General features: G+C 40.5%; 13 protein-coding genes. All 13 read right to left on the reverse strand.

The genetic code is table 11. The annotated features are described in order from the left end of the window. Window positions 1-551: 551 nt before the first annotated feature. The 13 genes from MHB64_RS16015 to MHB64_RS16075 all read right to left on the reverse strand — a co-directional run bounded on the left by MHB64_RS16015 (window position 552) and on the right by MHB64_RS16075 (window position 12,266). Window positions 552-1,280: a hypothetical protein gene (locus MHB64_RS16015; RefSeq protein WP_341134869.1), complete on the reverse strand. Its 729-nt coding sequence runs from the start codon at window positions 1,278-1,280 to the stop codon at window positions 552-554. A gap of 713 nt (window positions 1,281-1,993) precedes the next feature. After that, window positions 1,994-2,233: a hypothetical protein gene (locus MHB64_RS16020; protein ID WP_341134870.1), complete on the reverse strand. Its 240-nt coding sequence runs from the start codon at window positions 2,231-2,233 to the stop codon at window positions 1,994-1,996. 1,008 nt (window positions 2,234-3,241) lie between these two features. Then, a complete protein-coding gene (locus MHB64_RS16025; RefSeq protein ID WP_445671640.1) occupies window positions 3,242-3,400 on the reverse strand; it encodes a putative immunity protein in 159 nt (52 codons plus the stop codon). A 226-nt stretch (window positions 3,401-3,626) separates the two neighbouring features. Next, a complete protein-coding gene (asnB, locus tag MHB64_RS16030; RefSeq protein WP_341134872.1) occupies window positions 3,627-5,504 on the reverse strand; it encodes an asparagine synthase (glutamine-hydrolyzing) in 1,878 nt (625 codons plus the stop codon). 145 nt (window positions 5,505-5,649) lie between these two features. Next, entirely contained in the window at window positions 5,650-6,585 is a 936-nt protein-coding gene (locus MHB64_RS16035) for an alpha/beta fold hydrolase (RefSeq protein ID WP_341134873.1), read from the reverse strand. A gap of 280 nt (window positions 6,586-6,865) precedes the next feature. Further along, window positions 6,866-7,090, reverse strand: coding sequence for a DUF896 domain-containing protein (locus MHB64_RS16040; protein ID WP_042188496.1), 225 nt, complete (start codon window positions 7,088-7,090; stop codon window positions 6,866-6,868). 62 nt (window positions 7,091-7,152) lie between these two features. Continuing rightward, window positions 7,153-7,569 carry a MarR family winged helix-turn-helix transcriptional regulator gene (locus tag MHB64_RS16045; RefSeq protein WP_256989724.1) on the reverse strand — a complete coding sequence of 139 codons (417 nt, stop codon included), beginning with the start codon at window positions 7,567-7,569 and terminating at the stop codon, window positions 7,153-7,155. Window positions 7,570-7,715: 146 nt separating this feature from the next. Continuing rightward, window positions 7,716-8,813 carry a sensor histidine kinase gene (locus MHB64_RS16050; RefSeq protein WP_094869067.1) on the reverse strand — a complete coding sequence of 366 codons (1,098 nt, stop codon included), beginning with the start codon at window positions 8,811-8,813 and terminating at the stop codon, window positions 7,716-7,718. A gap of 83 nt (window positions 8,814-8,896) precedes the next feature. Next, the gene (locus MHB64_RS16055; protein WP_341134874.1) at window positions 8,897-9,535 is read right to left on the reverse strand and encodes an ABC-2 transporter permease; all 639 of its coding nucleotides are present in this window, start codon (window positions 9,533-9,535) and stop codon (window positions 8,897-8,899) included. A gap of 17 nt (window positions 9,536-9,552) precedes the next feature. Then, window positions 9,553-10,188, reverse strand: coding sequence for an ABC-2 transporter permease (locus MHB64_RS16060; RefSeq protein ID WP_094869069.1), 636 nt, complete (start codon window positions 10,186-10,188; stop codon window positions 9,553-9,555). Continuing rightward, entirely contained in the window at window positions 10,181-11,050 is an 870-nt protein-coding gene (locus MHB64_RS16065; protein ID WP_341134875.1) for an ABC transporter ATP-binding protein, read from the reverse strand. The genes MHB64_RS16060 and MHB64_RS16065 overlap by 8 nt, the downstream gene beginning before the upstream one ends. After that, window positions 11,047-11,427, reverse strand: a complete 381-nt coding sequence (locus MHB64_RS16070) for a GntR family transcriptional regulator (RefSeq protein WP_094869071.1) — start codon at window positions 11,425-11,427, stop codon at window positions 11,047-11,049. The genes MHB64_RS16065 and MHB64_RS16070 overlap by 4 nt, the downstream gene beginning before the upstream one ends. 161 nt (window positions 11,428-11,588) lie before the next feature. Beyond that, window positions 11,589-12,266 (reverse strand): succinylglutamate desuccinylase/aspartoacylase domain-containing protein, encoded by a 678-nt coding sequence (locus tag MHB64_RS16075; protein ID WP_341136087.1) that lies wholly within the window; start codon window positions 12,264-12,266, stop codon window positions 11,589-11,591. Window positions 12,267-12,297 lie beyond the last annotated feature (31 nt).

The raw sequence follows: 12,297 nt of genomic DNA on the forward strand, positions 1-12,297 counted from the left end.
CTCCCATGAAAATTAACTTTGCAATCACAGTAAAAGACAACAGTAAATAGTACGCAACACATTTCACGATGAACCGAATTACAATATGTAGTCGCGGTTCTTATTTTAAATAAACAGACATTCGAAAAATCGCAGAGAGAAGAACTTTATTTAAGTTGATTAATGAAATAATCATAAGATGTAAAACCACAGTTTTTTATGCCACGCAATAGCTGTATATGGAAGTAAAGACCGACATATAGACTGTAGAAGGAGCTGGATGAAGTTACGAACTAACTAACTATTACTGTCAGGAGACAAGAACATAGTCCTATAAGAACCGAGCCCCGAGCGGTTTTTGTATTTAAGGGATCAAGTTCTTGTCCTTTACTCCAGACAAGAACTTGATCCCTTAGCCGTTAATGGACAGGAACATGGCCCTATTACCGATTTGATATTCATCAAATAAGTTTGGAATTAATTAACTATTTTCTCAAGGACAAGTATATAGTCGCATTGACGATTAAATGAATATCTAATGAAAGGTTAAATACTTAACGTTGGGGCAACTTTTACTCCTTGGTTTCTTTGTCCTTGCCGCCAATATTAAATCCTAACTTTCCATTATATTTGCCTACCTGTCCGGCAACTCCTAAGCCTGCTCCTTGACCGCCGCCGAGTTGTGCCTTGGCCTGGGCGCCGAGACCATTTTCGCCACCAAGCTGCAAATGGGTTTGCAGTCCCGCGCCTTGAGTGAACCCCAAGTGTCCTTCTGTATCAGCACTCATACCGTACTCTCCTCCGACCTGCGCCCCCGTATGAAAACCTGCCTCTTGGCCACCTATTTGGGTTTTTGCCTGAGCCGCAATCCCGTACTTGCCGAAGGCCTGAGCTTCGGCATTGAGCCCTAGACCCTGGCTGCTGTCCAGATGAGTATTGCCTTGCGCATGGATTCCATATGAAGGAGTGCCCATATGGCCGCCCGCATACATACCCATGCTACCTAAGGCTAAATTCCCGCCAGCGTTTAAACCAATGCCGTGTTTACCGCCTACTTCTCCTCCGGTATTTAGCTTAATCCCCTGCCCGCTGCATACATTTTCGTTCATATAACCTTTTAAAAGTTCTTTTTTGGTGTTTTCGCTGTCTGAGGGTTGATCTGATAGACTGCTATCTGAACGGAAGAGATGGTAGTAATGAGAGTACGGGAAAGGATCGTAACGGGTAAAGTAAGGGTATACGGATGGATTAGCCTGGCTGTTTGGATATTCGTTCCCAAAGGTCATCTGGGATACCTCCATTATTCAATTTATTACAACAGCCTATTCATGGATGAGTTGAAGTGACACCCTTCCTAAATAAACCGTATGGATTCAAGGTTCGCAGCCGATGCACAATGAGCCGGGCGAAGTATCACTATTTTTAACGGGGAAATCTACAATTACCGTGAGCTGCGTGAATCGGTGCCGGCGGCGTGGCCAGCTGCTGTGCGCAGCACACCTGGTTGCTTCGGACACATAGGTGGGTGGAACGACCGAAGTCAGTGGCCCATCTCGTTAATTTTGTAAGAAAACATGGTTATTGATCAAGTCATTTATATGGGTGGATTTTAAATGCCGGAAAAAGTGGGGGAATCGGCAAAGGGAAACCAGATGGTGCGATGGGAGTCGGTGGCTGCTCGCCGGCCGCAGCCGGGGAAAGGGTCGACCTACCTCTTTGGCCTGAACGGCTGCGGTATCAGACGTTCCGGACGACGGCGGTAGTCGCAGCATCGGTGAATTCCCATCCGGTTGCTGCAGCCACCAGGGTAGCACGTACCGGGAGTAACGGAAGAAAGTCGGGCGTAGCCGGTGCGAGGTAACAGGGAAGGGCGGTGGGTGGCGACCGCCGCCAAAGGGGCCGGCCAGATGGTCCTTTTTTTTATCATCGGCTAACCGCGGGGACTTGGTGGTCGTTACCAGACGTTTCATACGACGACGGCTGCCGCCATCCCGGTCGGGCGTACCGGTAAGTCTTAATATTCTTTTCGCATCGCTTTTTCCCAACTAAGTTGGAAGTGTTCCATAAATTTGAAGCGATTTTTTTTTGAAATCGGTATAGCGTAGCGTTTTTTTTGATGTTTCACAATGGAAAATTTCTTAGCAGAGGAGCTGCTCTCCTCCAGCATAAGAACCGTTTTTGGCTCAAATAGAAAAGGATAAAGTCGGGGTTCGGCTGCTGTTAATTCAAGGAACTGATGCATGGCATCAAGCATAAACAGAGTACGAAGCCGTTGAGTCTCTATAAATGGTGTAGAAAGGAATTGCGACGAACTCTTCTAATGGAAAGCACAGTGCGAGGAGTGGAAATTGTTTCCATTTGGGTGTTCAGGACTCCCTTTTTGGAATACCTAGACGGTGCCGGTCTTCCTCGGAGTTAGGGCTTGATTGAAGACGTAAGTAATTCATTGGGGGTTAAATTTGAAGACGGTCAAGCTCAGCGATCGCTACATGGATACGAAGCGCGTACTCATAACTCCCTAAGACAAATTGTCTTTGGGGAAGGATAGCAGCCCAGCCTTGGTGCATCTATAAGACAAGGTGCACGAGCTGTAGAATCCGTTGTGCAGTTGGCCACTCAGTTCGCCGGTGAAGCAGGTCCAATAGATATAGATTGTTCATCGTCTACCAGCAGCTGATGAAGAACAGACCCGACCGAAGTTAGTTCTCCAAATGGGCCTGTTGTACGGATTATTCAAAAAATTATGAACTACTTAATTACGTGAGTTCCTTTATAAAGAAGCATTTATTCAAAAAACAACTCATTAGGGTATGGCCAGAATAGGGGGGCGGCAATGGGACTAAGTTCTTGTCCACACCGGACACACAGACAATAAGAACCAAACAGGGCGTTTTCCAACTCATAGACATATGTACAAAATACGGGTTTTGTGATGAAGTAGTATATAAATTAATGGAGTAAGCCAATTTGATCTATAAATACTGCTTATCAGCTGTCCATTAATGGTTATCGATACAACGTTCAAATGAACGTCCCTTGTATGAACATTATCTTCATCTTTTCTTTTTTATAGAGATCAATTTGTCGCTAACGAGTATTAAACTTTAAAGTAATCAGAATCTCGGATTTAACTCTGTGTGGTTATATTTATATGTTTATTGTTGGTTGTTCTTTAAGTACCTCTTAAATAAAAAAGCTAATTATTACCATCAATCAACTTATATCAGTATCTTCACACATGTTCGGTCTTATAGCTTTAATTTTAAAACAATTCTTCAGCTACCCCTAATTGTCTTTCCCGTTCTTTAGTGGCAGCCTCGGCCACTAAAGAACAATTGGATACATTTACCATTTCAACGGCATAGTCACTGCTTTCTATAGTATGTCCTCTCATATGTCCAGTTAGAACGCTCGGGTCAATTTATAAGATGTTGATCCAGACGTTCAACAGCAACGCTCAAAGCCCATTTGGCCAGGTACTTCTGTGGTAATTTTTCAAGTGTCTCTTCAAGTTGATTTCTTGATTCATTATTGTCTACAATCTTTATCTTTATCTTAGGACTACTGTAAGTAAATCCGTAAGTTTCCTTTATTTACTGCTCATGTTTACATGCATATTCCTCAATGTTCAAGCGATCACTCCCCCATTACAGCACGGCACTCTTTAATTGCTTCAGATCTTCTTTCATAAAAAGTGTGTACCACACTGAAAAAATGTAAATTAGCCAGATTCTACGCGAATAATCACCTTTATTACTCCGATGCTGGATAAACATTTCTTCGATGATATTCATATTGAATATTTCTTCAATACCACTATAGCGTATTTGCTCAAACATTATATCTGAAATCGGGGTCTTAAGCCAATCACGAATCGGTACGGGAAATCCTAATTTCGGACGATTCACAATTGCGTCCGGAACAATACCTTCCATAGCTTTACGCAAAGCAAGTTTTGTTGTGTTTTTGCCAATCCGATTGGCGACTGGAATTTTACTGGCCGTTTCAAAAACCTCTTTATCTAAAAACGGGACTCTTAATTCCAATGAATGTGCCATAGAGAGCTTATCTGCTTTTGATAAAATATCGCCAGGTAACCAAAAGTTCATATCAATAAACTGCATTCTTGTCGTAGGATCAAGGTGCACTGTCTTATCATAAAAAGGCTTAACGATATCGGTCGGATGTAAAAAGCTATTTTGAGCGTGTACCGATTCGTGAAGCAAGTTCATCTTTCCGCTTTTGTTAAAGATATTAGCATTACCGAAAAAGCGTTCCTCTAAAGGTGTCAGCCCCCGAAGTAAATAATTTTTTCCATAAAAATGATAAGGATATACGGTTAAAGATTTTCGTAACGTATCCTTTATGAAGTTAGGCATCCATGTAATGGGTCTTAATGCATCCGGCTCTCTATAGATTCGGTATCCTCCGAATAATTCATCAGCGCCTTCCCCCGATAGGACAACCGTGACATGCTCTTTGGCAAGCTGATTAAGATGATAGAGCGCAATAGCGGAAGGGTCCGCAACAGGCTCATCTAGATGCCATACCGTTTTCGGTATACTCTCAAAAAAGTCTTCTGTAGATAAAATGTGAAAATAATGATCCGTCCCCAGTTTGGCTGCCGTTTGATTTGCAATGATAGTTTCATTGTTCACCCCTTCAAATCCAATCGAAAAAGTCTTTGTTGATTCTTCTGCTTTCATCATTGCAGCTATAGCTGTGGAGTCAATTCCACTGGACAAAAAACACCCTCTATTCACATCACTTTGTAAATGAAGATTTACAGACTCTTTCAATTTCCATTGAATTTCTTCCGCATAGTCTGCTAAGGATCGTTTTACCGGATGAAAATGGGGTTCCCAATATTTCTCGATCTTCATTTCACCATTCGGGTTAACAAAAATACGCTCTGCAGGGCCTAATTTATGAATATGTTCAAACATCGTATCGGGTTGCGGTACATACTGAAAAGTTAAGTAGCTAAATAAGCTTTGATACTGAAGCTTTCTAGGCACTCCTTGCACGGCAAGAATGCTTTTGATTTCTGAAGCAAATAAAAGATTATTCTCATCTTTGTAATAATAAAAAGGCTTAATACCAAAATGATCTCTAGCAGCAAAAAGCGTTTGTTCCTTACGATCCCAAATCGCAAAACTAAACATTCCACGTAGATGATGAACACAGTCCTTGCCGTATTCCTCAAATAAATGCAAAATAACCTCTGTATCTGATTGTGTTTGAAAATGATGTCCCTTTAGCTTCAGCTGATCTCTTAGTGTTTTATAATTATAGATCTCACCATTAAAAACAATCCACAGGGACTGATCTTCATTCGTCATCGGCTGATTCCCATCACGTAGGTCTATAATGGACAACCTCCGAAAACCGAGTCCAATGCGAGAATCAAGCCATATTCCCTCATGATTAGGACCTCGATGATTCATTGCACCTGTCATTTGTTTTAAGGTTTCTTCTTGCGGGGGGTGTCCATTACATTTTAATATTCCTGCTATTCCGCACATGCTATGTTAGTCCTTCCTATAATAAAGATTAAGGTTTAGAGTGCCCACAAATGCGTTGATCAATCATTTTTTGTTGCTTATCATTCATATAAAAAAACGCCGAAGGATTCACTAAACGAATCGTTCGACGCTTTCTCATTTATGCTTATTTGGTTTCATTCATGAAGCTTCTGAAATTCTGGACGATTTCTTTTGATCGGGTATGGTGTAAATAATGATCGCCTTCAAGCAGAATCATCTTCCCCTGTAAGGAATCTTTAATCTGATCTTCATGTAAAGCTTCCCAGCCCTCAACATCCGTAGTATCTTTCACTAAGAAGAAAAGTACAGGAAGATCTTTAGGAAACTTCAATGTTTCGGTAGCTTTAAAATTACTAGGGAAATGCTCTGCTTCGTTAATGATGTTTGGGTTCATCATGTTTTTAAGCGTAATCATTCTATTTTGTTCTTTCGTTTTATCATCCACATTTGGTGAGAGGATTTGGTTAGGATCGATTTTAACCAGCAATCTGAAGAATCCTGATTGTTTAAGTGATTTTAAGGCTGCAGTTGGAAGCGTCTCACCTGCTCCTTGTGCCGGTACACTGCTGTCGATCCCCACGAATGCACTGACTTCGTTTTTGTATTTGTTCACATAGTCCAGACCATAAATTCCAGAAATAGAATGCCCCATCAGAATATAACGGTCTATTTTTAATTGTTGTAAAGCTTCATGAAGTTCACTCACTATATTATCGACCGTTCGTTCTTTTTCAGTGATATCACTTAACCCATACCCAAATGGCTCAATTACTACCACTTTGTAGAATGGAGATAGCTCGTCAACTAGCGGTTTAAAATCAATTCCTGGGGCTGCCGTTCCGAAACCTGGTAGTAACACTACCGTTTCTTCGCCTTGACCTTGAATCATGACATTCATGTTTTTTCCGTCTACAGGTATTAGCTGGCCATAGGATTCAATTTTGCCTTTCTCTAATTTGTTGCTGACCACATTAACTGTAAATACAGTGGCAAGAAATACTACGATTAGTACGATAATAACTACTACTACTTTAAGTAACAAGAACAATGCTTTTTTCATCTGTCATCTCCCGCTCCCCATATGTTTATATCTTATCTTCTGTCCATTTCATTCTAACCATCCAGTCTTAGATCCTGTGTAACACAAGATTAATTCAGTCTTAATTCTCAACCACAACTAAAGAAATAGAATTAAGCTTCCGTTAAGATAACTTTTATAAATATGATTCCACTTTCGTTCAATTGATATCATAAAAAAACACCTTTAGATATTCGCTGATTAAGCCTTAGGGCTATTCAACGATATTCTAAAGGTGCTCATCCATTTTATTAACTATAAATTAGTTCAAAGTTTCTTTACGCGACAACCGAATCTTTTCAGGCGTAACATCATTTCCCTCAGGATCTACAATCGTCACTCCCGACAGACTGTTACGAACTTGTCCACGAATTTCACGTAGGTAATCTTCACGTAAAGCGATCTGCTCCACCCATTCACTTTTTGTCAGGCCTTCTTCACGTTCTTTCCTGGCTAGTTCATTAATACGAGTTAAACTGGTAATCATCTATGTTCCTCTTTTCTAAGTGTTGGTTAGCTTGCTAATGGATGTGCTGAGCTATGCCAGATTCAAGATAAATTATCCGCCATCTGTTTCATAAGCCTTCTTAATAATAAACGTTCTTCGGGTAAAATTCCTGTTAATAATTTATCCAGTTGCTTATTCCATATACGTTCCACAGGTTCACAAAGATTACGTCCGGCTGAAGTAAGATACACTCGGCTTACTCTGCCATCTTCAGGATCTCTTTTTCGAACAACAAACCCATGACTCTCAAGTGATTTCACCATGTTCGTAATCGTTGGCGGCTCACAATTCAGACTTTCGCTTAACTGGATCTGGGTCATTCCATCTGATCTCCATAACCGGCATAATAACTGTTCTTGGCCCACATGAAGATTAAATTCTCTAAGCAATGCTGCATAATCTCTACGCATTTCCGCAGAAATTCTGTCCAGTAGTTCTCTTATCTCATCTTCAATCACAGCTTGTTCCTCCGGACCACCTTACAAATTAATTAGCAAGCTAATTATATCATGTTTTTAAGAGGATTTCAAAGGTTGACTATCTTTAGATATCATCCACCAACGAATCCTCTTTAGGTTGGTACTTCATCATATAGAAATGGTCTTCAATTACTGTTTCTCGGGAGTCTCACTTCAAAGATTGTCCGCACCACACTGCTTTGCGCAGATACGGTTCCATGATGCTGCTCTACTATATTTTTAGTAATAAACAAGCCAAGTCCCGTACTTCCAGTTGGATGTGTTCGTGCACGATCACCCGTGTAAAACATATCAAAAATACGTGGCAACTCTTCCGGCTCAATACAATTCCCATAGTTAATCACTTCTACGACTACCTCGTTAGCGTCCAAGTAACCGTGAATATCAATAAATTGACCATCGCTTCCGTATCGGGCCGCATTCATAAGAAGGTTCTCAAATACACGTGCTAACAATTCCCCGTCGCCATATATCATCAGAGGTTGTGTCATATCCATTCTGGAGATTAGACCATTTTTCTCAAAGACTGGATATAATTCTTCATTCAATTGTAAAAGAAGCTCACTGAGATCAATCGAGGATTTCTCAAGCTTAAGCTTGCCATAGTTCATTCTTGTAATTTCAAACAGCTCATCGATCAATTTTTCTAAACGTTGAGATTTGGTATAAGCAATCGTCGTGTAATGCCTGGTCTGTTCAGGCGTTAATTGATTGTCTTTCAAAATAAAATCCAAATAGCCAATAACCGAGGTTAGGGGTGTACGCAAATCATGTGCCAGGTTCAACACGAGTTGATCTTTACTGCTCTCGGCAATATCTCCCCGCTCAATGGCCTCTTGCATATTCTCTATGGCTAGATTTAGATCATGACCAATGATCCCAAATTCATCTTTGGAAGGTATATCTACTCGTTCAGAGAAATCACCTGATGCTAGCTGATGAATCCCCTTTGATATTTCTTTGAAGTATTTTGCATACGGCTTAGTGAATAAGAAGAAAAATAGAATGGCGAGTGGTATAAAGATAATTAAAAATGTATTCACATCTCCAATATCTCTTATTACATAGCGAACTTGGGTAAGTGGATTCTCAAACTTCACCTCAGAGTGATAATATCGCTGGAGCGCCTTATAGATTAAAAAGGTTATCCCACCGGATACTAGCATACTGGCCATCAGCAGCATAATCATTTTTGTACGAAAACTATAAATCATTTTAGGCATTGGATGTATACCCTTCCCCTACAGTATTTATCTTTGTAGTGATAATGGTATATGAATTCAATCTAAATCTCAAATTATTAAAATCACAGATCCTTTTTCTCAAAAATCCGCAATGAAATGAGATAAGAACAGCTGAGTAAAAACACGTAAGCGAGTCCTATTATGATATAAGGAATAAAGCTAGATTTCACGCCATAGCTCTGCCAGTTCTCTAGGTCAGGAAACCATTGAAGCAAACTACCGATCACATTCGGACCAACCATTATAATCATCATAAAAACGAGATTAACCACTTGCGTTCCTTTAGCACCTAACCAGTAATGAATCGGTAAATAAAGCATAGCAAGGAGTGGGAAAATAGATATCGCAATACCAACCTCTTGCCAAAAATAAGGGGTTACCTCTTTACCTGTCATAATAATCAGGAGATAGGTAAAAGCAGTTGCTGCCAGCCCAACAAGCGCATATGGAAGGATTGAGAAGTATTTGGCACGGACAAGCTCTTGTCTCCGTACAGGGAGATTAACGAGAAACCGTTGCGTCATCTGCTGAGTATCCATAGAACAGGAGCTTATCAATAACAGCATGGGTGGCATCACCGTAAATAAACTGAAGCTATGATAGTTCGAGTAAGCTATAAAAATAAAGAAAGGGATTAGCAGCATCAGAAATTTACGCAGAAGAATGAAGTCTTTTTGAATAAGATAAAATGAATGATACACTATAAGTCCTCCTTAGCTTATAACTCTTCCCTGCTGAACAATCGTAGTGAAATCTTATATGAGAAGTACAAGATGAATAGATAAACGATCCCTATCAAACCTATCTGCACCAGATGATCTTGCAGCTTTAAATGGGTTATTTTTGAGAAAACTGATGAATTGGTGAGTGAAGCTCCAGCACTTATCGTGGTTATCGTTACAACTACATTAAAAAAGGTATTGAAGTAAAAGTTTTTGTAACCAAGCCAATAATGAATCGGCAGATAAATAGACGCAGTCAAAGGAATCATAAGTAACGTTAAAGATACCCCTATCCAATACACTGGACTAATGGAATAGCCAAATGAAAAAGAAATTAGAAACAAAACTAATGAGCAAACCAAACCGATGAAAATATAAGGAATCAGTGATAAGTATTTAGCCAAGACAATCTCTTGCCGACTTACTGGCAATCCTATAACAAACTTTGTGTTGTTATTCTGTGCATCCATTGAACAGGAGTATACGAGCAACAGTAAGGATTGAAAGGCAGCAAACATACTGGAGCTATCCTTTTGCACATAGGCAACAAACAAAATACTCAAGAGAAATAAAGGGATAAAATTCCGCAGGAGAATAATGTCTTTCCGAATCAACAGCAAGAGATTAAACATACAAAGCGTTTCCCTTTACCGTAAAATACATAATTTCTTCCAGAGTAGGTGTCTCGCATATAGCATGATCTCTAAAGAATCGTTCACCCTCAGAGCGCTTGTTCAGAAGACCCTCGAAACCAACTTCCGTCTCTCTAAGCCCGATGAACCATTTTCGCACATCCCGATCAAGCAGCTCCTTGTCGCCTTTTACCAGCATATATTTATTAGGTAGTGATTCTTTCATCTCATTAAAAACTAACCGCCCCTCATTCACAAAAACAATATAATCCGCTATCCGGTCTAAATCAGTCGTGTTATGCGTGGAGAAAAGAATAGATTTCTTCTCATCCTGGATATGCTCACTAAGTAAATCAAGCAGTTCTCTCCGGAATATGGGATCAAGACCTGCAGTAGGTTCGTCCATGATGAGCAGATCTGCACCATGCGATAAGGCAATAGCGAGCGAATACTTCATCTTCATTCCTTTGGAGAGCTCTTTAATCTTTTTCCGCGGGGAAAGCTTAAACATCTCTATGTATTTCCTATAAGTCTCTTTATCCCACTGGCTATAAAAGGGAGCAATCATCTTACTCATCTGATCGATGGTTAATGGATCGTAAAAATAGTTCTCATCGGAAACATACCCAATTCGATCTTTGTACTTTGCATTCTTTATGGATGTTTCTTTGCCAAAAATCTCGATACTTCCTTGGTCGGGCTGTACCATACCCATCATCATTTTAATTAAAGTTGTTTTCCCTGCCCCATTGGGTCCTATTAACCCCGTTATATACCCTTCCTTAATACCGAACGTAAGTTCGCATAGGCTAAAATGGCCATATTTTTTAGATATTTGATTCAATTGAATGACATCGTTCATTCTGTCTCCTCCTCATACAGCAATTTCAACATCTCACTGAACTCAGCAAAATCAATCCCCAACAGCTTACTCTCGTCAATAATCTCCTTCATCTTGTTCTCCATGATCCGTAGCCGTTGCTCACGAATAAACTCCTGATCTGCACCAGAAACAAAGGAACCTTTTCCCACAATGGAATTAATAAGGCCTTCTCTCTCCAGTTCTTCGTAAGCTCGTTTTGTTGTAATTACGCTAATCTGCAGCTCTTTGGCTAACAGTCGAATAGAAGGTAAAGGCGTACCTGAAACTAACTCTCCTTGTAGGATCATCTGGCGGATCTGACTTACAATCTGTGCATAGATGGGTTCACCGGAAGTGTTGGATATCAATATGTTCATGAACGCGTGCCCTCACTCCTAGTTTATGTGTATTCAATGTATATATGTAATATATACACTATACCCATTGTTGTCAATGATCTTTTAAATCCACACAAAACAAGCCGATTCCTATTGAACTTAGGGTCAGCTTGCTTGGCATACAGCATATCTAATTATCATCACATCAATCCAGCACTTCTTAAAAAGCGACTAACAATGTCTATCTGATAACGAATACGAAGGTCACGATCAAGACTCCAGCAGGTTTCCACAGTAAATGCCTTCGCTCCTATGATACGGGAGACGGCCGCACGTGACGACCCGGGGCGCTCTCGTAAACGGATATTAAAATGATAAGAAGTATTTGCGATTGTACGGTTAATGTCTTTTATGATACGCCTAGCCGTAACCGTACCTTGGCTCCCAGGCTTAATGATATTAGACTGACCAAGGCGTTTAGGATTTCTTTGAGACAAACCGTTCGCTTCATGGAGATCAAGGTACCAGCTGGGGCGATAACGTCTTATTAATTGAAGCAAGGCTACGGATAACGGATGTTTGGCAGATCCATTCCGAGTACGTGGAAACGTCCGGTTCAAATCCGGCACGCCCCGAATTCGTTTGCGATAAGCTTTTTGATTCATGAGAGGCACAATAATAAGCGTACCACGGTAAATATTTAATTCTCCTTGTCTTAAGTGATTCACGATGTTTTTCGCCGCACGAATGCTTGCCGTTTCATTCCCGTGTATGCCGGACACCACCATAAACACAGGACCTGGGAGCCCGCCTCTGATCACGTAATAAGGAGTGGCATGGGTTGTAGACGATGCTAAAGTATAATTCTCAACGATCATCATGCTTCACCTCCGCATTTAGGTGTCCATA

It is taken from the genome of Paenibacillus sp. FSL K6-2859 (assembly GCF_038008265.1).
In the GTDB taxonomy this organism is placed as follows: domain Bacteria; phylum Bacillota; class Bacilli; order Paenibacillales; family Paenibacillaceae; genus Paenibacillus_AQ; species Paenibacillus_AQ nitricinens.

What these genes read in the sequence shown, in the direction of transcription:
- MHB64_RS16015 (WP_341134869.1), bottom strand. Translation starts at nt 1,280, where the DNA reads ATGGAGGTATCCCAGATGACCTTTGGGAACGAATATCCAAACAGCCAG.
- MHB64_RS16020 (WP_341134870.1), bottom strand. Translation starts at nt 2,233, where the DNA reads ATGCTTGATGCCATGCATCAGTTCCTTGAATTAACAGCAGCCGAACCC.
- asnB (WP_341134872.1), bottom strand. Translation starts at nt 5,504, where the DNA reads ATGTGCGGAATAGCAGGAATATTAAAATGTAATGGACACCCCCCGCAA.
- MHB64_RS16035 (WP_341134873.1), bottom strand. Translation starts at nt 6,585, where the DNA reads ATGAAAAAAGCATTGTTCTTGTTACTTAAAGTAGTAGTAGTTATTATC.
- MHB64_RS16040 (WP_042188496.1), bottom strand. Translation starts at nt 7,090, where the DNA reads ATGATTACCAGTTTAACTCGTATTAATGAACTAGCCAGGAAAGAACGT.
- MHB64_RS16050 (WP_094869067.1), bottom strand. Translation starts at nt 8,813, where the DNA reads ATGCCTAAAATGATTTATAGTTTTCGTACAAAAATGATTATGCTGCTG.
- MHB64_RS16060 (WP_094869069.1), bottom strand. Translation starts at nt 10,188, where the DNA reads ATGTTTAATCTCTTGCTGTTGATTCGGAAAGACATTATTCTCCTGCGG.
- MHB64_RS16065 (WP_341134875.1), bottom strand. Translation starts at nt 11,050, where the DNA reads ATGAACGATGTCATTCAATTGAATCAAATATCTAAAAAATATGGCCAT.
- MHB64_RS16070 (WP_094869071.1), bottom strand. Translation starts at nt 11,427, where the DNA reads ATGAACATATTGATATCCAACACTTCCGGTGAACCCATCTATGCACAG.
- MHB64_RS16075 (WP_341136087.1), bottom strand. Translation starts at nt 12,266, where the DNA reads ATGATCGTTGAGAATTATACTTTAGCATCGTCTACAACCCATGCCACT.